General features: G+C 69.8%; 17 protein-coding genes. 8 read left to right on the top strand and 9 right to left on the bottom strand.

Annotated elements, in window-relative coordinates:
• The first annotated feature begins 223 nt into the window (after positions 1-223).
• Positions 224-1159: a carbohydrate kinase family protein gene (locus AC0VYD_RS07550; protein ID WP_475480216.1), complete on the top strand. Its 936-nt coding sequence runs from the start codon at positions 224-226 to the stop codon at positions 1157-1159.
• A gap of 96 nt (positions 1160-1255) precedes the next feature.
• Here the strand turns inward: AC0VYD_RS07550 and AC0VYD_RS07545 are convergent, their stop codons facing one another.
• The 3 genes from AC0VYD_RS07545 to AC0VYD_RS07535 all read right to left on the bottom strand — a co-directional run bounded on the left by AC0VYD_RS07545 (position 1256) and on the right by AC0VYD_RS07535 (position 4719).
• Entirely contained in the window at positions 1256-3454 is a 2199-nt protein-coding gene (locus AC0VYD_RS07545; RefSeq protein WP_475479212.1) for a RecQ family ATP-dependent DNA helicase, read from the bottom strand.
• Positions 3455-3616: 162 nt separating this feature from the next.
• Positions 3617-3847, bottom strand: coding sequence for a DUF397 domain-containing protein (locus AC0VYD_RS07540; protein ID WP_475480215.1), 231 nt, complete (start codon positions 3845-3847; stop codon positions 3617-3619).
• Positions 3848-3864: 17 nt separating this feature from the next.
• Positions 3865-4719, bottom strand: a complete 855-nt coding sequence (locus AC0VYD_RS07535; RefSeq protein WP_475479211.1) for a helix-turn-helix domain-containing protein — start codon at positions 4717-4719, stop codon at positions 3865-3867.
• Between the two features lie 229 nt (positions 4720-4948).
• On the opposite strand from AC0VYD_RS07535, the gene AC0VYD_RS07530 reads away from it, so the two are divergent.
• Together AC0VYD_RS07530 and AC0VYD_RS07525 are read left to right on the top strand one after the other, a co-directional pair.
• Complete coding sequence (locus AC0VYD_RS07530; protein WP_475479210.1) at positions 4949-5512, top strand: ATP-binding protein; 564 nt, start codon at positions 4949-4951, stop codon at positions 5510-5512.
• A gap of 102 nt (positions 5513-5614) precedes the next feature.
• Positions 5615-5962 (top strand): hypothetical protein, encoded by a 348-nt coding sequence (locus AC0VYD_RS07525; protein ID WP_475479209.1) that lies wholly within the window; start codon positions 5615-5617, stop codon positions 5960-5962.
• A 23-nt stretch (positions 5963-5985) separates the two neighbouring features.
• Here the strand turns inward: AC0VYD_RS07525 and AC0VYD_RS07520 are convergent, their stop codons facing one another.
• The 5 genes from AC0VYD_RS07520 to AC0VYD_RS07500 all read right to left on the bottom strand — a co-directional run bounded on the left by AC0VYD_RS07520 (position 5986) and on the right by AC0VYD_RS07500 (position 9027).
• Positions 5986-7131, bottom strand: a complete 1146-nt coding sequence (locus AC0VYD_RS07520) for a methyltransferase domain-containing protein (protein WP_475479208.1) — start codon at positions 7129-7131, stop codon at positions 5986-5988.
• Positions 7131-7271, bottom strand: a complete 141-nt coding sequence (locus tag AC0VYD_RS07515) for a hypothetical protein (protein ID WP_191273772.1) — start codon at positions 7269-7271, stop codon at positions 7131-7133. Before AC0VYD_RS07515 ends, AC0VYD_RS07520 begins: the two co-directional genes overlap by 1 nt.
• 145 nt (positions 7272-7416) lie before the next feature.
• A complete protein-coding gene (locus AC0VYD_RS07510) occupies positions 7417-8259 on the bottom strand; it encodes a helix-turn-helix domain-containing protein (protein ID WP_475479207.1) in 843 nt (280 codons plus the stop codon).
• Complete coding sequence (locus AC0VYD_RS07505) at positions 8260-8814, bottom strand: DUF6879 family protein (protein ID WP_475479206.1); 555 nt, start codon at positions 8812-8814, stop codon at positions 8260-8262.
• 6 nt (positions 8815-8820) lie between these two features.
• Positions 8821-9027: a hypothetical protein gene (locus AC0VYD_RS07500; RefSeq protein ID WP_191273082.1), complete on the bottom strand. Its 207-nt coding sequence runs from the start codon at positions 9025-9027 to the stop codon at positions 8821-8823.
• A gap of 319 nt (positions 9028-9346) precedes the next feature.
• Between AC0VYD_RS07500 and AC0VYD_RS07495 the strand changes: the two genes are divergently transcribed.
• The 5 genes from AC0VYD_RS07495 (at position 9347) to cds1 (ending at position 17128) form a co-directional block, all read left to right on the top strand.
• Positions 9347-12220 (top strand): glycosyl hydrolase, encoded by a 2874-nt coding sequence (locus tag AC0VYD_RS07495; protein WP_475479205.1) that lies wholly within the window; start codon positions 9347-9349, stop codon positions 12218-12220.
• Positions 12221-12433: 213 nt separating this feature from the next.
• Entirely contained in the window at positions 12434-14929 is a 2496-nt protein-coding gene (locus AC0VYD_RS07490; protein WP_475479204.1) for a DNA gyrase/topoisomerase IV subunit A, read from the top strand.
• Between the two features lie 88 nt (positions 14930-15017).
• Positions 15018-15548, top strand: coding sequence for a beta-class carbonic anhydrase (locus AC0VYD_RS07485; RefSeq protein WP_475479203.1), 531 nt, complete (start codon positions 15018-15020; stop codon positions 15546-15548).
• Positions 15549-15616: 68 nt separating this feature from the next.
• Positions 15617-15943 carry a tetratricopeptide repeat protein gene (locus AC0VYD_RS07480; protein ID WP_475479202.1) on the top strand — a complete coding sequence of 109 codons (327 nt, stop codon included), beginning with the start codon at positions 15617-15619 and terminating at the stop codon, positions 15941-15943.
• 48 nt (positions 15944-15991) lie between these two features.
• A complete protein-coding gene (cds1, locus tag AC0VYD_RS07475) occupies positions 15992-17128 on the top strand; it encodes an L-cysteine desulfhydrase Cds1 (protein WP_475479201.1) in 1137 nt (378 codons plus the stop codon).
• Between the two features lie 67 nt (positions 17129-17195).
• Here cds1 and AC0VYD_RS07470 read toward each other — a convergent pair whose 3' ends face one another.
• The gene (locus tag AC0VYD_RS07470) at positions 17196-19301 is read right to left on the bottom strand and encodes a DNA gyrase/topoisomerase IV subunit B (RefSeq protein WP_475479200.1); all 2106 of its coding nucleotides are present in this window, start codon (positions 19299-19301) and stop codon (positions 17196-17198) included.
• Between the last annotated feature and the right edge of the window lie 165 nt (positions 19302-19466).

Raw genomic sequence — 19466 nt, 5'->3', positions numbered from 1 at the left:
CCCGAAATCCCCGCCGCGGCCTCCCCCGCCCGGCGGCCTCGGGGACCGTCCGCGACGGGGTCCGCATACTCTGGTCCGGTGGGTCCGAGGACCCTCGACAGCCCCTGTGTGACAGCGTGTCCGGGGCGCTGTCAGTTCGTTACCCGACACTGGTCGTTAAGCTGTTAACGTCGTGCGGGCACAGATTCTCAAACCCTCGGTGGTGGCTGGCGAAATGACTCGAGTGGTCGTGATCGGTGACCTGATGACCGACGCCGTCGCGCGCGCGTTCTACCCGTTGGCCCGCGGTAGCGACACCCCCGCGTCGGTGGTCATGTACGGCGGGGGGTCCGGGGCGAACATAGCCTCCTGGCTGTCCGTCGAGGGCACCGACACCACGTTCGTTGGCCGCCGCGGCTCCGACATCACCGGGCGCACCCGCGAGATGGAGCTCATGGGCTACGGCCTGGACTCGCGCATGGTGATGGACCCCGAACGCCCCACCGGCACCTGCGTGGTGATGATCACCCACCGGGGCGACCGGACGATGCTCAGCGACCCCGGCGCCAACGCCCGCCTCCAGCCCGAGGACCTGCCCCGCGACGTCTTCGGCGCCGACGGCCACCTGCACGTGTCCGGCTACACGCTGATCAACTCCGACTCCCGCCGCGCGGCCCGGGTGGCCCTGCGGATGGCGCGGGAGAGCGGAATGTCGATCTCGGTGGACGGCGGTTCGCACGCGCCGCTGGAGCGGGCGGGCGCGGAGAACTTCCTGGACTGGACCCAGGGCGCCCGGCTGCTGTTCGTCAACCTCGCCCAAGCCCGGGTGCTCACCGGGCGGGACGACGCGGAGGCCGCGGCGAAGGTCCTGACCGCCTGGTTCCCCAACGTGGTGATCAAGCTCGGTGAGGAGGGCGGGCTGTGGGCCTCCAAGACGCGCGAGGACTGCGTGAAGGCCCCCGCCGAGCCGGTGGAGCCCTCCCCCGGTTCGGTGGGCGCCGGTGACGCCTTCATCGCCGGTTTCCTGCCCTCGTGGCTTGCCGGACGCCACCCCAAAGAGGCGCTGGGCCGGGCCAGCCACCTGGCCGCCCGTGCGCTGCACCAGCCGGGTGCCCGTCCGGACCTGGGTGAGGGCCAGCCCGTCCGCCGGGGCGCGCCCCGCGGACAGCGCATCCGCTAGTAGGAGCTTCGGGAGGGGCCCGTGGTCAGGACGACCACGGGCCCCTTCACGTGTCTGCCGGGGCGTTGTGGGCCTGCCGGGGCGTGCGGGTGCCGCTCAGCCCCCGGAGGTCGCCAGGGTCAGGGGCAGGACCTCCGGGGCTCCGGCCCTGCGCAGCAGCGCGGCGCCGACGGTGAGAGTCCACCCGGTGTCGGAGTGGTCGTCCACCAGCAGGACCGGACCCGGGGTCCGGTCCTGGAGCTCGGTGAGGCGCGCGGTGAGCGCCTCGTCCGCCACCAGCTCGGAGTACACCTGTTCCAGGCGCATGGCGCTGTTGTGGCGCCGGGCGCCCGGACCGCCCCGGCGGTAGGACAGCGAGCCGAGCGGGGCCAGCCGCCCCAGTTCGGCGATGCGGGCTGCGAGGTCGGCGACCAGGACCGGGCGGGTGGCCGAGGGCATCGCGACCACACCGACGGGGCGGTTCTGCCAGCCCCAGGCGGCGAGTACCCGCACCACCCCCTGCAGGACCCGCTCGTCCACGGGGGCGTCGGGGGCGTCCTCGGCGAGGATCCGGCGCAGTTCGGTGCCCCAGCCGATATCGGTGAGGCGTCCCAGGGCGCGCCCCTCCCCCGCTCTCAGCTCTTCGGGGATCTTGCCGGACAGGCGTACCCCGAGGGTGTCCATGCCGGTCGGCCACTGGCGGCGCGGGCTGATCGGCGTGCCGGGCCGGTCCAGGTGGTCGGCGGCGGCCTTGCGCCGCCCGGAGTCGACCTCGGTGGGCCAGTACTGACCGGTGCACACGTCGCAGCGGCCACAGACGACCGCCTCGGGGTCGTCCAGCTGGCGGCGGAGGAACTCCATCCGGCAGGTGTCGGCGGCGATGTAGTCGAGCATGGCCCGCTGTTCGCGTTCACGGGCGGCGCTGACGGCGGCGTAGCGGTCCGCGTCGTAGGTCCAGGGCTGGCCGGTGGCGGTCCAGCCGCCCCGTACCCGGCGCACCGCCCCGTCCACGTCCAGCACCTTGAGCATCTGCTCCAGGCGGGTGCGGCGCAGGTCCACCCGGGTCTCCAGGTGGGCGACGGACAGGGGCCCGTCGGCCTCGGCCAGCACCTGGAGGGTCTGGCGGACGGTCTCCTCGGGCGGGAAGGACAGCCCGGCGAAGTACTCCCAGATCTGGACGTCCTCACGGCCCGGCAGGAGCACGACCTCGGCCCGCTGGACGCCGCGGCCCGCACGGCCGACCTGCTGGTAGTAGGAGATCGGCGACTGCGGGGCGCCCAGATGGACGACGAAGCCCAGGTCCGGCTTGTCGAAGCCCATGCCGAGGGCGCTGGTGGCCACGAGCGCCTTGACCCGGTTGTCCAGCAGGGCGTCCTCGGCCCGTTTGCGCTCCTCGGGGTCGGTCTGCCCGGTGTAGGGCAGCACCTCCATCCCCTGTTCGGCGAGGAAGCGGGCGGTCTCCACGGCGGCGCTGACGGTGAGCGTGTAGACGATTCCCGAACCGGGAATCCGGGGCAGGTGTTCGGCGAGCCAGCTGAGCCGGGCGGTGGGGTCGGGCAGCTCGGCCACGGCCAGGCTCAGGCTCTCCCGTTCCAGGCTGCCGCGCAGGACCAGGGTGTCGGCGCGGTCGGCGCCGGCCTGGAGCTGTTCGGCGACGTCGTGGGTGACGCGCTCGTTGGCGGTGGCGGTGGTGGCCAGGACCGGCACCCCGTCGGGCAGGTCGTGCAGCAGGGAGCGGATCCGCCGGTAGTCGGGGCGGAAGTCGTGGCCCCAGTCGGAGACGCAGTGCGCCTCGTCGATGACGACCAGGCCCGCCCCGGCGGCGAGTTCGGGCAGGACCCGGTCGCGGAACTCCGGGTTGTTGAGCCGTTCGGGGCTGACCAGGAGCACGTCCACCCGCCCCTGGGCGACCTCGGCGTAGGTGGCCTCCCAGGCGGTGGTGTTGGAGCTGTTGATGGTGCGGGCGTGGATACCGGCCCGCTCCGCGGCGGCGATCTGGTTGCGCATCAGCGCCAGCAGCGGAGAGACGATGACGGTGGGGCCCGCGCCCTCGGCCCGGCGCAGGGCGGTGGCCACGAAGTACACCGCCGACTTGCCCCAGCCGGTGCGCTGCACGACCAGTGCGCGCCGCCGGTCCTCGACCAGGGCGCGGATGGCGGTCCACTGGTCCTCGCGCAGGCGGGCGGAGTCCCCGGCGAGGGCGCGCAGGTGTTCCTCGGCGCGTTCGCGCAGGGCGCCGCCGGGACGGTGGTCCGCGGGGTCGGTGACGGGTTCTGTGTCCGGGACGGGAGCGCCGGGCGGGGTGGGAGTGGCCATGACTTCCTTGGTACCAGAGGCGGCGGGGGTCGGTGTGGTTGTCCACAGGCTCCCGGGCCCGTGCTGGCGCAAGGCCGTCTCCACCGGGGCCCGGGGCTCGACAAGCAGCGGCGCCCCGGCCCGTACGGATTCAGGGCGGGGCGCCGGAAGCCGGAGGAGCGGTCAGCCGCGGGCGGTGGAGAGGAAGGCGGTCCACTCGGCGGCGGGGAAGGGGAAGTGACCCTTGGCGGGGTTCTTCGAGTCCCGGACAGCGGCACCGCAGGGGAGGTCGGCGACCTCGACGCAGTTCGGCTCTTGTCCGCTGTAGCTGCTCTTCCGGAAGCTGCTGGGGAAGTGGGCGACCTCGACGCAGTTGTTATTAACACCGCTGTAGCTGCTCTTGCGCCACATCATCTGGTCGGTCACTGTGCTCACTCTTCTAGTTCTTGAACCCGATGGTTGAGGAAGTCCAGACTCTGCGCTGGGGTCATGGAACAACTCTGTGTGCTGCCGAACATGTCGTTGTACAGCCTGATCTGCTCGTCTTCCTCAAGAAACATGGTAGTGGTGGGGCTCTCGAGATAGACGACGCTCGCATCCCTCGGGTCTGGGAAGTCCATGATGAGGTAGTTTCCCTCAGTCGAAGTGTGAGCGCCCGCAGTGAACGGCAGTACGTAGACGTCGATGTTGCCTCGCGCAGCCATGTGACTCAGGTGGCGTAGCTGTTCACACATCACGCTTGCTGAACCGACCATGCGGCGGATGGCTGCTTCGTCGATGATCGCAAGGTAGGTGGGCGGGTTGGGGCGGTTCAGGATGCTTTGCCGTGCCATACGGGCGGTCACTCTTTGGGCGATCTCGCTGTCATCCCGTACGCGGTTCGCTCGGAAGATGGCATCCGCATACGCCGGAGTCTGAAGTAGTCCGGGGATTACCTGGGCCTCATAGGTACGGATGGCGCAAGCTTCAGCTTCGAAGTCGACGAGGGTCTGAGGCATGAGGTCCTTGTACAAGGACCACCAGCCCTTCAAACCAGCCAGCTTGGATAGTTCGTGCATGGCTGCACGCACGGAAGGGTCGTCGACTTTGTAGAGGTCCAAGAGCTTGTTCAAGGTCGGGACAGGGACCGTCTTGGACTCAGCCTGTTCGATCTTGCTCAGATTGGCTCTACTGATGCCGGTGTGCTTCGCGACCTCGTTGAGAGTCATCCCAGTTTCCGTGCGAAGCCGCTTGAGCTCTGCTGAAAGACGTCGCCGTCGGACGCTGGGGCTGTAAGGAGCGGCCATGGGAGGAGCCTAGCCCAAGTTGTCGTAGTTAGTAGAATCCACTTGACGGAGTGGATTCTACTGTCTAGCGTTGTGTGTAGTCGGTGATCGGAGCCTTACCTAGAGTCTCTGCTGATCAGACTACTTTGTGCCCCTTTCCCTGCACGGGGAAAACGTGAAGGTCATCAACCCAGCGGGCACTCCCCCGAACCATCTACTGCTTCCGCCTGCGTAAGGAGCTCTGTTCGTCATGCCCGCACTCGCCCCCGTACCCCCGATGGCCGAAGTGACCATCGCCCTCCACGAGCTGGTGCCGCACGCCTACCGCCACTACTTCAACGGCCGCCCCGACCGCCCCTACTACTCCTCCCGCCGCTACGACTTCGGTGCCTCCCCGCTCCTCCTCCCACTCGTGCGGGCCTTTCTGGACACCTGCGCGGCCGAGCAGAGCACCGACTACCGCTACCTGTTCACCCTCATCGGCTCCGAACTCGCCAGCAACGCGCTCACACACTCACGGTCGGGACTCCCCGGGCGCAGCTACACCCTGCTCTGCGAGCGCAAGCGCGACGGACTCCGCCTCACCTGCCGCGACGACGGCATCGCCAACGACCCCACCAGCGTGCACGACCGCCACTACCTGACCGTGGACCCCGGTGGGCTGGACCCCAGTGCCGAGGCCGGGCGCGGGTTGGCCATGGTGGACGCCCTGGCCACCGGCTGGGGGGACAACGGCCGCCCCGCACACCGCGCGGTCTGGTTCTTCCTCGCCTACGACCTGAAGGACAGCGCCTGGCCCGAACCGGCCCGCTAGCAGCACTCCGAAACGAAAGGAGGGCCCAGGAAAGCGCTGCAACGCTTCCCGGGCCCCAACAACCCCGAATTCCAGACCTCTCAAAGCCAGAAAGCAGGATCGATGACGCATCCTATCCCCGCACCCCGACCTTCCAGCGACCCGCTGTACCGCACCCGCCCGGCACTGCCCCGCCGCACCCCGCTCATCGGCCCGGCCTGCCTCTCGTGCTCGCACCCCTCCTGCCGCCGACGCCGCGCCGAACGGCTGCCCCGCCTGGGCGGCCACCTGGCCGAGTACCGCAACGAGCACACCCTCGCCGCCGCCGTGCAGGCCCGCGACCCGCGCTACATCGTCTGGTACGGGGAACGAACGGGCTCCTACTGGGTCGCCTCCTCCACCGGCCTGGCGGAAGTCCCCGACGCCGCGACCCTGGACCGCCTCTTCCCACCGGTGCTCGAACTCTGGTGATACCGGCGGACCGGCCCGGACCGTCAGGCGGTTCGGGCCAGGGTGACGGTGTTCGCCTCGTGGTCCAGCCAGATCTGTTGGTGGTCGGCGGACACGGTCAGGCCGAAGCGGGTGTGCTCGGGCCGACCGCTCCGCTGCCACCACCCATAGGCTGCCTCCAGTTCGGTGAACAGGGCACGGGGACCGTGCTGGCGGACCTCGTGGTCGGAGGCCCCCGGGGTCTGGTCGATGTGCCAGGACGCCCAGGAGGCGCTACCGGGATCGACCAGGAACACCGTGAACCGCTGCTCGTCCTCGTCGGGGAACTCGACCCGGTTCAGCACGGTGGGCATACGCAACCCGATGGCGAAGCTCGCCTCGAAGTCCCCGACCGGCTCATAGGGGTGCAGCTTCGTTCGGGCGGTGGTGAACTCCTGTTCCCGGGGGCGGACGTGGGTTTCGACCACCCGCCTGGGCACGCGCTGGTCGCGCACCCACATGAAGGCCGCGTCACCACCGAAGCGCCCCTGCGCGGTGCCGTGCGGCCCGACCTGGAGGTCGGCCAGGACCCCGTTGTGGAAGGCGTTGCCCCAGGGGGTGAGGATCCTGCCGCCGGGCCGGGTCTGGGCGATCCAGTGGTAGGGAACCCGCTGCACGGCGGCGGTACTGATCACCCGGTCGAAGGGGGCTCGGGCAGGCCAGCCCTGGGTGCCGTCCCCGGTGACCACCAGGGGCGCGAACCCGGCCGACATCAAGCTGACCCGGGCCTGCTCAGCCAGCTCCGGGTCCACCTCGATGCTGGTCACGGAGTCGTCACCGAGCAGGTGCGACAACAGCGCCGCGTTGTACCCGGTCCCGGTGCCGACCTCCAGGGCCCGCATCCCGGGGAACACGTCCAGACGGCGGAGCATGTCCGCGACGATCGAGGGTTGGGAGGCGGAGCTGGTCGGGTACCCGGAACCGCCCCCGGTGCCGTCGTCGAGTTGGGTGACGACCGGGATGTCGTCGTAGGCCAGGGTGAGCCAGCGGTCCGCCTCACGGATCCGGTCGACGGTGGCCCCGTCAGGGTCGGTGATCTGGTCGGGGAGGAAGCGGTGCCGTTCCACCTGCTCGAACGCGGCCCGCCAGTGCTGGGGCAGGTCGCCCGCCTGCACGAGGCGGGCGACCAGCTTCTCGTGGGACGGAATCACTACTTGCCGTCCCTCTCGTGCTTGCCCCCGCCGGAACCTCCGTCGTCGGGGGTGGGCGGAGGGACGGGCCGGTCGGGTTTGTGTCCGTCTGCGGTGGAGTTGTCGTCGTGTTTGCCGTACAGGGTGGCGGTGATGAACACGGGCCGCTCCAGAGGTGGGAGGTGATCGCTTGTGTTCGCAGAGCCAGATTAGGGAGCGGCCAGGAGGAGTGAAAGCGGAATGCGCAGCTATGCGGCAGGGGACGGTGCCTGGTGGACGGGGATGAATAGACGTGAATACGCCTGCCTATTCTCCGTTCAGGGCGTCGATCGCACGCAGGATCAGGGAGCGGGCCTCCTGCCCGTACCTGGCCGCCCGCGCGCACAGGTCGAAGGCCCGGACGTACTGCTCGACCTCACTGGAGTGGGTGAGGCGCAGCTCCGCCGACAGGGTCTCGACGGTGACGAGCCGGTCATCGTGAATCCAGAAGCCGTGCCCCGGGTCGAAGACCACGCGTTGGTCGAACGGGATGATGCCCAGGGAGACATTGGAGAGTGCTGAAACCGAGGTGAGCCGGTCGAGCTGCTCCACCATGGCGTCACGGTCGGTGTAGCGGGTGTGGAGCACACCTTCGGTGAGGAGAAAGCGGAACCGTTTGCGCCTGCTGTAGAGAGTCTCCTGGCGTTGGAGGCGTTTGCGGACCGCTTCGTCCACACCGATGGACACACCACTGAATCCTGCGAACTGGGTGAGTACCGCCCGCGCGAAAAATTCTGTCTGGAGGATGCCCGGCACGACGGTGCACTCATAGATGCGAAGCAACGAGGCCCGCTGTTCCTGGCGGTGCGCCTCAGCCTGCGGTCCTTGCATGCCTGCACGTGTCTGAATCCGCCACTCGACGTACATCGACTCCAGGACGCGGAGCCGGTCCACGATCTCCTCGGCAGCCCTTTCCCGGCCGCACGCGCCAGCCCATGCCTGTACTTCCGCGCTGGTGGGAGTCTGGCGACCGGTCTCCAACCGGGAGACCTTCGGCTGGCTCCAGCCCACCAACTCCGCGAGCTGCGCACCGGTCAGGCCCGCACCGGTGCGCAGCTCGCGCAGACTTCGCCCGATCTCGTGGCGGGCACGTTCGAGGGAGTAGGACACCTACGCAGTAAACCGCTTCCTGGACACGGGGTCGTAGTCACGGTGGGGGACGGCGTAGTGCCAGGCGATGTCACGCCACTGGCAGTGCTGGGCGACGGTTGCCGGGTCGTCGATGACCTCGTACTCGTAGGGGACGTCGTCCTCGTCGAAGTGCAGGACGCAGATCCAACGGCTGTCGAAGAGCCAGAAGTCGCGCTGCGGCAGCCGCTCGACCGACGGATGGTGGCGGGGAAGCCAGCGGATGTCCTCCCCGGCCTCCTGGTTGAACTGGGTGGCGGCGTGCTCCCAACGGATGTAGTCGCTCAGCGGTTCGCTGACCACGCGGACCCGCTGCCAGAGCTTCCCGGCCTCACGGGCCCGGCGAACGTTGCGGTGCCAGGTGGAGGTTCGGGCGTACTTCTCTTCGAGGGAGGTGTCGCCGGTGCGCAACCAGTAGTCGAACTCTTCCTGTTCGCCGGAGACGTTGTACCGGTCCCGGACTTCCAGCTTCCAGGTGGTGTGCTCGAAGTCGAGGAACTGCTGCGCGAACTCCTCGTCAGTGATGAGCCTCGTCACGCCTACCTACTCCTCGTTCTTGCTTTTTGCGAAGCGGAGGAGCTTCTCGGGGATCTCCACCACGGTCTCGTCCTCGGCCAGGTCACGCAGGTCGGCGAGGGCTTCGGGGTCGGTGACCCTGTACCCCTGAACCACGATGGTGCCTCGGTCGGTCCGGTAGAGGGTCGGGCACTTACCTACTCGGCTGTCAGTACCCAGGAACTCCAGACGCATGGCATCAAGCCTCTCGGCTAGTCACGGATATTCATGATGAATCCATGTTTGACGACAGAGCGCATCAAGGCAACTGCCATTCGTGTCCGAAGCTGGCCAGGGCGGCCAACGGCCCAGACCGCAGAGCCCAAAAGCGACACATAACGGAACCCGGTTCCATATTCGCCCACAAGTTCACCCTAGTAACAGAATAGAAACTTTCCAGTTAGGTGCCATTGCGCTTCGGCGAAGCCGCCCCAACACTCAGCGTCAGGGCTCATGTCCTATGGGAGCGCTCCCGTCGGGTTCGCGTCCCATCGAGAAGCACGAAAGGCAGACGATGGCACACCCCCGCTACCGCCACCCCGCACGCCCGGGGCCGCGCGGCAGGCTCGGCCTGCTCGCCACCGCCTCGGCGCTCGTGGTCGGCGGCGCCACCCTTGCCGTCACCGGCGCCGGAACCGGCGGCGCCGCACCCGTCTCGGCCGAGACGGCCCAGGTACCCGTCGGCTCGGGCAGTTACACGACCGCCCTCCCCGAGGGGGCCTCGGGCCCCTCCGACCTCAACGGCAACCCGGTCGCCCCCAAGGTGACCGACGACTTCGAGGGCCCGGCCCCCACCAACGAGTGGTGGTCCTCCCTGATCTTCCAGCGCTACCCCGACAACCCCCACGGCGAGAACCTGTTCGCCCACCCGTTGAGTTACCTCCCCCACGAGGGCGGCCTCAACATGGGCTACCCGGACTCCCACCGGCTCGTGGGCGAGGGCCTCAAGTACGAGTACACCGCCGTCGCCGACCTCTCGCTCGGCGTCGCCGGGCTGGAGTCGCCCGACACCCGCACCGCCGACAGCGGCGACTGGACCGTCACCGCGCACTGGGAGGGCGGCGGCTCGACCCTGCGCGTCACCATCGGCCAGGGCCTGCCCTTCGCCTACGCCGAGACCGGGGGCGGCGACGCCGAGGTGACCTTCACCGGCACCCCCGAGGTCTGGCACCAGGACGGATCCACCGTCGGCGCCACCGTGAACGGCAGGCACTACGCCCTGTTCGCCCCCTCCGACGCCCCCTGGTCGCTGTCCGGCGACACCCTCACCGCCGACACCGGGGACGCGGGGTACTACTCGGTGGCCGTCCTGCCCTCGCCCGAGGACCTGGACGCCTTCGCCCCCTACGCGCACTCCTTCGTCACCGACTCCCTCGTGGAGTACGACTACGACGAGTCCGCGGCCACCCTCACCAGCACCTACCGGTTGGAGACCGAGGCCAGGGAGGGCTCGGAGACGGGCACGCTCACCGCGCTCTACCCGCACCAGTGGGAACACGTCACCGGTGACCTCACCGACCTGTCCTACGCCTCCCCCCGGGGAGAGATGAGGGTTTCCGAGGGCGCCTCCTTCACCACCGAGCTCACCACCCAGGGCATCATGCCCAGCCTGCCCACCGTCGACAGCGCCGACCACGACCGGCTGGCCGCCCTGATCGACGAGGTGCTGGCCGAGGAGGAACTCTTCCCCGAGCCCGGCGACACCTACTGGGACGGCAAGGCCATGGGCCGCCTGGCCCAGCTCGTGCCCATCGCCGACTCGATCGGGCACACCGAGGCGCGCGACGAACTCCTCGCCCTGGTCAAGGGGCGGCTGGAGGACTGGCTGACCGCGGACGGGACCCGCCGCTTCCACCACGACCAGACCTGGGGCACGATGCTCGGCTTCCCCGACAGCTTCGGGGCCGCCACCGAGATCAACGACCACGACTTCCACTACGGGTACTTCGTCTCCGCCGCCGCCGTGGTCGCCCGCTACGACCGCGACTGGGCCGACGACGACGCCTGGGGCGGCATGATCCGCCTGCTCATCGACGACGTGGCCGGGACCGACCCCGACAGCGACATGTTCCCCCGCCTGCGCTCCTTCTCCCCCTACGCCGGGCACGGCTGGGCCTCCGGCCACGCCGGGTTCGCCGCGGGCAACAACCAGGAGTCCTCCTCCGAGGGCATGCACTTCGCCGCCGCCACCGCGACCTTCGGGGCCCTGACCGGTGACGAGGAACTGCGCGACCTGGGCGTCTACCTGCACACCACGCAGGCCTCCACCATCGCCCGCTACTGGCAGAACCAGGGCGGCGACACCTTCCCCGAGGACTTCGACGAGGACGTCGTCGGCATGGTGTGGGGCGACGGCGGCGACTACCGCATCTGGTGGGACGGCGGCCACGAGGAGCACTACGGCATCAACTACCTGCCCATCACCGCGGGCTCGCTGTACCTGGGGCACGACCCCGAGCACGCCGGCGCCGTCCACGAGTCGCTCCTGGACAAGCTCGGCCGCGAACCCGAGATCTGGCGGGACATCCACTGGGCGCACCGCGCGCTCTCCGACGGCGAGGACGCCCTGAGGATGTTCGAGGAGCAGTGGCGGACCTACGAACCCGAGGCGGGCGAGTCCAAGCCGCACACCTACCAGTGGGTGTCCACGCTCGCCGAGGTCGGCAACGTGGACGTCTCTGTCACCGCGGACACCGCCCACTACGCCGTGTTCGACAACGGGGCCGAACGCGCCTACACGGCCTTCAACCCGGGCTCCGACCCGCTGACCGTGACCTTCTCCGACGGCACCACGCTCCAGGTCGCACCGGGCGCACTCGGTTCCACCGTGGGCGAGGGGGGCGGGGGCGACCCCGGCGACGGCGACGACGGCGACCCCGGCCCGGGGCCGGGCGAGGGCAACGTGGGAGAGGGCACCCTGCACCTGGGCTCCACCGCGCTCGCCACCGAACCGGACGGCACGGAGGGCGCGGTCACCGTGTCCAGCGCCGACGGCCGGAACCAGGACGGCACCCCGCCCCCGGACGCCGTGGTGCTCGAACTGGAGGGCCTGAACGGCTCCTTCACCGGCGAGGGCACCACCTTCGCCCTGCCGGTGGACTCCGGCGACGGCGTCGGCAACGCCGTGCAGGTGCGCGTCTCCTACGACTTCGACGGCGACGGCAGCCACGACCGGGAGGAGACCCACCACTATTTCGCCACCAACGACCTGCCCGGTTGGGAGGTCTACACCGAGAGCCGGGGACTGAGCTCCGTTGACGGCGAGTTCGCCGACCTGGCGGGCGGATCGGTGCGCCTGGAGGTCTGGAGCGCCCTCGGCGGCCAGGACTCCGAGATCCGCATCGGCGGCGGCCAGGGCGCCACCCTGGGCATCCCCTTCACCGACTGACCGCGGGCGCCGTACCGGCGCCGAACGCCCGCGGCGGGGGCGGACCGCTCCACGACGGTCCGTCCCCGCCAGGAGTTCCCCCTCCCGGCCCCGCCTTCCGGGGCGGAAAACCCACCCGTGAACGGGCGAAACCCCCCTAGTCGCACGACTCACACACGCCCGAACCCCCGCCCCCGTACGTTTCAGTCCCCGGAACAGGCCAGAATTACGGACATGGCCCGTACTACTTCCCGTCCCCCCGAGGATCTCGCCGAAAAGATCATCGACATCGACGTCTCCGAGGAGATGCGCGGCAGCTTCCTGGAGTACGCGTACTCGGTGATCTACCAACGCGCTCTGCCCGACGCGCGCGACGGTATGAAACCGGTCCAACGGCGCATCCTGTACCAGATGAACGAAATGGGCCTTCGGCCCGACCGCGGGCACGTCAAGTGCGCCCGTGTCGTCGGGGAGGTGATGGGTCGGCTCCACCCCCACGGCGACTCCGCCATCTACGACGCCCTGGTGCGCCTCAGCCAGTCCTTCGCCATGCGTGTGCCCCTGGTCGACGGCCACGGCAACTTCGGTTCGCTGGGCGGCGACGACGCCCCCGCGGCCATGCGCTACACCGAGGCCCGGCTGGACAGCGCCGCCGAACTGCTGGTCTCCTCCATCGACGAGGACGTCGTCGACTTCAGGCCGAACTACGACGGCCAGGAGACCGAGCCGGAGGTCCTGCCCGCGTCCTTCCCCAACCTCCTGGTCAACGGCGCCTCAGGCATCGCCGTGGGCATGGCCACCAACATGGCCCCGCACAACCTGGGCGAGGTCATCGCGGCGGCCCGCCACCTGATCGCCCACCCCGACGCCACCCTGGAGGAGCTCACCGAGTTCGTCCCCGGCCCCGACCTGCCCACCGGCGGCACCATCGTCGGTCTGGACGGGGTCCGCGACGCCTACCGCAAGGGCCGCGGCACCTTCAAGACCCGCGCCACCGTCTCCATCGAGAAGGTGTCCGCGCGCCGCACCGGCCTGGTCGTCACCGAGCTGCCCTACAGCGTCGGCCCGGAGAAGGTCGTCAGCCGGATCAAGGAGCTGGTGCAGTCCAAGAAGCTCCAGGGCATCTCGGACCTGAAGGACCTGACCGACCGCAACCAGGGCCTGCGCCTGGTCATCGAGCTCAAGAACGGCTTCAACCCCGAGGCGGTGCTGGAGGAGCTCTACCGGCTCACGCCGATGGAGGAGTCCTTCGGCATCAACAACGTGGCGCTGGTCAACGGCCAGCCCCAGACGCTGGGGCTGCGCGAGCTGCTGGAGGTCTACGTCGACCACCGGCTCGACGTGGTCCGCCGCCGCAGCGAGCACCGCCGCAAGAAGCGCCAGGAGCGCCTGCACCTGGTCGGCGGCCTGCTCGTCGCCCTGCTCGACATCGACCGGGTGATCGCGCTCATCCGCGAGGCCGACGACACCGCGGCGGCCCGTGAGTCCCTCATGGGCGCCTACGACCTGTCCGAGATCCAGGCGCGCTACATCCTCGACACCCCGCTGCGCCGGCTCACCCGGTTCGACCGGCTGGAGCTGGAGACCGAGCGGGACAGGCTCAACCAGGAGATCGAGGAGCTCACCTCGATCCTGGAGTCGGACAAGAAGCTGCGCCGCGTCGTCTCCAAGGAGCTGAACGACGTCTCGAAGAAGTTCGCGACCCCGCGCCGCACCCAGCTGCGCGAGAGCGACGGCGCGGCCCGCGCCGCGGTGATCCCGTTGGAGATGGCCGACCAGCCCTGCCACGTGCTGCTCGGTGTGGACGGCCACATCGCGCGGACCAAGGGTGCGGCGCCGCCGCGCGTGTACGAGGGTCTGCGGACTCCGCACGACGCGATCGAGGTTTCGGTCCCGACCACGTCCCGGTCCGACATCGGCTTCGTCACCGACCTGGGACGGATGATCCGCGTCCCCGTCGTGGAACTGCCAGAACTCCCCGAGCAGGGCGAGGGCGAACCGGAGCGCCCGCCCCTGGCAGCCGGTCTGGACGTCGGCGAGTTCGTGCAGCTCGACGAGGGCGAGCGGGTCGTGTCGGTGGTGTCGATGAACAACTCCGGCCCCGGCTTCGCCGTGGGCACCGTCGGCGGTGTGGTCAAGCGCGTCGCGCCGGACTTCCCGCCCAACAAGGACGACTTCGAGATCATCACGCTCAAGGACGACGACCGCGTCGTCGGCCTCACCCAGCTTTCCACCGGTGAGGAGGACCTCGTCTTCATCACCTCCGAGGCGCAACTGCTGCGCTTCTCGGCGGCCACCGCCCGTCCGCAGGGCCGGCAGGCCGGGGGCGTGGCCGGCGTCCGCCTGTCCGAGGAGGCCCGCGTCCTGTGGTTCGGCGCGGTGCCCAGCCCGGAGGACTCGGTCGTGGTGACCGTCTCCGGCAGCAGCAACGCCCTGGAGGGCACCCAGCCCGGATCCGCCAAGGTCACCCCCTTCGAGGCCTACCCCTCGAAGGGCCGGGCGACCGGCGGTGTACGCTGCCATCGCTACCTGAAGGGCGAGGACACCCTGCTGTTCGCATGGGTGGGACGCGCCCCGGCCCGGGCCTCCCGGGCCGACGGCAAGCCGGTCCGGCTGCCGGACCTGACCGAGCGCAGGGACGGTTCCGGCGAGGCTCTGCCGCGTGCCATCACCACGGTCGGTAGCGGCCAGACCGACTCCGGGATCACCGCGCCCGGAGCGAACACCTGAGCTTGACGCGGGGTGCCGTGCACACGGGTGTGCTTACCTGTGTGCACGGCACCGGCGTGCACCGATGACGCATAGGGAGTGACACCAAGTGAGTGAAAACCAGGACACCACCCCTGCCCCGGGGACGTTCGACGATGTCTTCGGCGCCAACGCCGCCTACGCCGAGGAGTTCTCACTCGCCGGGCTCAAACCGCTGGCGGCCCGCGGTCTGGCTCTGGTGACCTGCATGGACTCCAGGATCGAACCGCTCGACATGCTGGGTCTGCAGCCCGGTGACGCGAAGATCCTGCGCAACGCGGGCGCCCGGGTCACCGACGACACCCTGCGGACCCTCGTCCTGGCGGTGTACCTGCTGGGGGTGGACCGGGTGCTGGTCCTGCCGCACACCCGCTGCAAGATGGCCTCGGTGGCCAGCGACGACGCCGTGCACGACCTCATCCTGGAGGAGCACGGGGTGGACACCCGCAGCCTGGAGTTCCACACCGACAACGACCAGTTGGGCGCGCTCCGGCACGACCTGGAGCGGATCCGGCACCACCCGCTGCTCCCCCAGGGGCTCCCGGTGGCCGGTGCGCTCTACGACGTGGACACCGGGAGGGTGAAGCCGGTCGACCTCTGAGGCGGGAATGCGCTCGCTCCGGCGGCCGTTGTCATCCGCGACGGCAGGCGGCCGCCGAGAGGAGCACCGTGGAAGAGAGCACCTACGACACCTTCAACCGGGCCCGCATGTTCCTGGAACTGGGCGACCCGATCTACGCCGCCCGGACCCTCGAACCCGCGGTGGAGGACGAACCGGACAGCCGTTCCCTCCTGGAGCTGCTGGGCCGCGCCTACTTCCGCTCCGCCCAGCTCAACAAGGCCGAGTCGGCCTTCCGCAGGCTGATCGAACTGGACCCGGTGGACAACTGGGCGCACATCGCGCTCGCGCGCACGCTGGAGAGGCAGAGCCGCCACGGGGAGGCGGCCACCTACCGGCGTATGCACGCGGTGATGTCCGGCGGTTCGCTGGACTGAACCGGGTGTGCGGCACCGGCGGGACCGGACCCGGCTAGCCTGCTGAGCATGGCTTCCACACCTGACAGACAGGACCCGGGCCAGGCCTGGGTCGACCGATGTTCGGACAGCGCCCGTTCCTGGGCCGACGAGGCCGTGCGCAAGGTGGTCGCGGACGACACGCGTTCGGCCGACACCCACCTGCACGTGTTCCCGCTGCCCCCGGAGTGGGGCATCGACCTGTACCTGAAGGACGAGTCGGTGCACCCCACCGGCAGTCTCAAGCACAGGTTGGCCCGGTCGCTGTTCCTCTACGGCCTGGCCAACGGGTGGATCACCGAGGGCACCACGATCGTGGAGGCCAGTTCCGGCTCCACCGCTGTCTCGGAGGCCTACTTCGCGCAGCTGGTCGGGCTGGACTTCATCACCGTGGTGCCGCGCAGGACCAGTCCGGAGAAGATCGCCCTGATCGAGCGGTACGGCGGCCGCTGCCACTTCGTGGACAACCCCCCGGAGATGTACAGCGAGGCCGAGCGCCTGGCCGCCGAGACCGGCGGCCACTACATGGACCAGTTCACCTACGCCGAGCGGGCCACGGACTGGCGGGGCAACAACAACATCGCCGAGTCGATCTTCGAGCAGCTCGCGATGGAGCGCCACCCATGCCCGGACTGGATCGTGGTGGGCGCGGGAACGGGCGGCACCTCGGCGACCATCGGGCGCTACCTGCGCTACCGACGCCTGCACACGCGCCTGGCCGTGGTGGATCCGGAGAACTCCGCGTTCTTCCCCGGCTGGGTGACCGGTGCCCCGGACTACGCGACCGGCATGCCGTCCCGGATCGAGGGCATCGGCCGTCCGCGGATGGAGCCGAGTTTCGTCCCCTCGGTGATCGACCTGATGATGCCGGTCCCCGACGCCGCGAGCATCGCCGCGATGCGCCACCTGCACGACCTCACCGGCCGGTCCGCGGGCGGCTCGACCGGCACCAACCTGTGGGGGGTGTGGCACCTGGTCGCCAGGATGCTCCGTGAGGGGCGCAGGGGCAGTGTGGTCACCCTGATCTGTGACGGCGGCGAACGCTACCAGCACAGCTACTACAACGACTCCTGGGTCTCGGAGCGGGGCCTGGACCCCGCTCCGTACCGGGCCGCCATCGACCGGTTCTTCGCCGACGGCGTCTGGGAGCCGCCGCAGGCGCCCTGAGCGGGCCGGGGCCCGGAAGGACGACGGGGGCCGCACCGTCCAACGGCGCGGCCCCCGTGTTCCCGGGTCAGGCGTCGATGCGTTCCAGGTCGAGCTCCTGTGCGCCCTCCTGGATGAACCTGCGACGCGGGGCCACCTCGTTGCCCATCAGCAGGTTGAACACGGAGGCGGCCTCCTCCGCCTGCTCCACCCGGATGCGGCGCAGGGTGCGGTGGCGCGGGTCCATGGTGGTCTCGGCGAGCTGGTCGGCGTCCATCTCGCCCAGACCCTTGTACCGCTGCACCGGCTCCTTCCAGGAGATCTTGCGCTTCTCCAGGTCCAGCAGGGTGCGCGAGAGCTCGGCGTCGGAGTAGGTGTAGATGTAGCGGTCCTCCGGCTTGGCACCGCGCTTGCGCCGGACGTTGGTCAGCTCGATGCGGTGCAGCGGCGGGACGGCCGCGTACACGCGCCCGGCCTCCAGCATCGGCCGCATGTACCGGTAGATGAGGGTGAGCAGCAGGCAGCGGATGTGCGCGCCGTCGACGTCGGCGTCGGCCATCAGGATGACACGGCCGTAGCGGGCGGCGTCCAGGTCGAAGGTCCGGCCCGAGCCGGCCCCGATGACCTGGAGGATCGCCGCGCACTCGGCGTTCTTGAGCATGTCCGCGACCGAGGACTTCTGCACGTTGAGGATCTTGCCCCGGATGGGTAGGAGGGCCTGGAACTCGGAGTCGCGGGCGAGCTTGGCGGTGCCCAGCGCGGAGTCGCCCTCCACGATGAAGAGTTCGCTGTGCTCGAGTCCCTCGCTGCGGCAGTCCACCAGCTTGGCGGGCAGGGCCGAGCTCTCCAGGGCGTTCTTGCGGCGCTGGGTCTCGCGCTGCTGGCGGGCGGCCAGACGGGCCTTGGCCGCACCCACGACCTTCTCCATGACGCTGCGCGCCCTGGCCTTCTCCGCCTTCTTCGTGGAGGCGAGGAACTCGCGCAGTTCCCTGCCCACCACCTGGGAGACGATACGGGAGGCCGCGGAGGTACCGAGGATCTCCTTGGTCTGCCCCTCGAACTGCGGCTCGGGCAGGCGCACGGTGACGACCGCGGTCAGCCCCTCCTGGGTGTCGTCCTTGGTGACCGGGTCGTCGTTGTTCCTGAGCAGCTTGGTGGCGCGCAACTGGTCGTTGACGACCCGGACCAGGGCGCGCTCGAAGCCGTTGATGTGGGTGCCGCCCTTGGGGGTGGCGATCACGTTGACGAAGGAGCGCACGGTGGTGTCGTAGCCGGTGCCCCAGCGCAGGGCCACGTCGACGTCCAGGCGTCGGTCGACGTCGGCGGGGACCATGTGGCCGGACTCGTCCAGGACCGGGACGGTCTCGGTGAAGTTGCCCGAGCCCTGGATCCGCAGGACGTCGCTGATCGCCTCGTCCGGGGCCAGGAAGGTGCAGAACTCGCTGATCCCGCCGTCGAAGCGGAACTCCTCAGTGTAGGCGGGCTCGCCCTCGGCGCGCTCGTCGCGCACCGCGATGGTCAGCCCGGGGATGAGGAAGGCGGTCTGGCGGGCCCGGTCGAGGAGGTTCTCCCGGGTGATATCGGCGTCCTTGAGGAAGATCTGCCGGTCCGGCCAGAAGCGGATCCGGGTGCCGGTGATCTTCTTGGCGATCTTGCGGGTCTGCTCAAGCCCGGAGACCGGGGTGAACTCGGCGTCGGGCCCGGCTCCGGCGAAGCGCCCGGCGATGCCGCGCCGGAAGCTCAGCGCGTGGGTGCTGCCCTGGCGGTCGACCTCGACGTCGACCCGGGCGGACAGGGCGTTGACGACGGAGGCGCCGACGCCGTGGAGACCACCGGAGGCGGTGTAGGACCCGGAGCCGAACTTGCCGCCCGCGTGGAGCTTGGTCATGACCAGCTCGACACCGGACAGGCCGGACTTGGGCTCTGTGTCGACGGGGATACCGCGGCCATCGTCGCTGACGGCGACGGAGCCGTCGCTGTGCAGGGTCACGTCGATGCGCCCGCAGTGGCCGCCGAGGGCCTCGTCCACGGAGTTGTCGATGATCTCCCACATGCAGTGGGTGAGGCCGCGACTGTCGGTGGAGCCGATGTACATGCCCGGCCGTTTGCGCACCGCCTCGAGGCCCTCGAGGACCGACAGGTGCCGGGCGGAGTAATCCTCGGGATCGTGGACGGCTGCGGTCAAGGCGGTCACTCGGACATCTCCTGCGTCTTGAGGGGCAATCGGGGCGCTGTGCGGTGCGTGCCCTTCGTACCGCGCCGCACCGACTGTTGAGGGGGCCAGGCTACGACGAGCCGGGGGCTCCGTGGTGGCACGGCCGTGTGTGGGCGGAGCCGTGTCCCCCGGATCCGGGGCGCC

This window comes from Nocardiopsis sp. iso_40, assembly GCF_056173285.1.
The sequence above is the reverse complement of the archived record's forward strand: the minus strand, read 5'-3'. Positions and strand labels throughout refer to the sequence as shown.

Excerpts from the sequence above, each read along its gene's own strand:
- AC0VYD_RS07535 (WP_475479211.1), bottom strand. The coding sequence starts at position 4,719 with ATGGCCGCTCCTTACAGCCCCAGCGTCCGACGGCGACGTCTTTCAGCA.
- AC0VYD_RS07545 (WP_475479212.1), bottom strand. The coding sequence starts at position 3,454 with ATGGCCACTCCCACCCCGCCCGGCGCTCCCGTCCCGGACACAGAACCC.
- AC0VYD_RS07540 (WP_475480215.1), bottom strand. The coding sequence starts at position 3,847 with ATGATGTGGCGCAAGAGCAGCTACAGCGGTGTTAATAACAACTGCGTC.
- AC0VYD_RS07500 (WP_191273082.1), bottom strand. The coding sequence starts at position 9,027 with ATGCGTCTGGAGTTCCTGGGTACTGACAGCCGAGTAGGTAAGTGCCCG.
- AC0VYD_RS07530 (WP_475479210.1), top strand. The coding sequence starts at position 4,949 with ATGCCCGCACTCGCCCCCGTACCCCCGATGGCCGAAGTGACCATCGCC.
- AC0VYD_RS07525 (WP_475479209.1), top strand. The coding sequence starts at position 5,615 with ATGACGCATCCTATCCCCGCACCCCGACCTTCCAGCGACCCGCTGTAC.
- cds1 (WP_475479201.1), top strand. The coding sequence starts at position 15,992 with ATGGCTTCCACACCTGACAGACAGGACCCGGGCCAGGCCTGGGTCGAC.
- AC0VYD_RS07490 (WP_475479204.1), top strand. The coding sequence starts at position 12,434 with ATGGCCCGTACTACTTCCCGTCCCCCCGAGGATCTCGCCGAAAAGATC.
- AC0VYD_RS07495 (WP_475479205.1), top strand. The coding sequence starts at position 9,347 with ATGGCACACCCCCGCTACCGCCACCCCGCACGCCCGGGGCCGCGCGGC.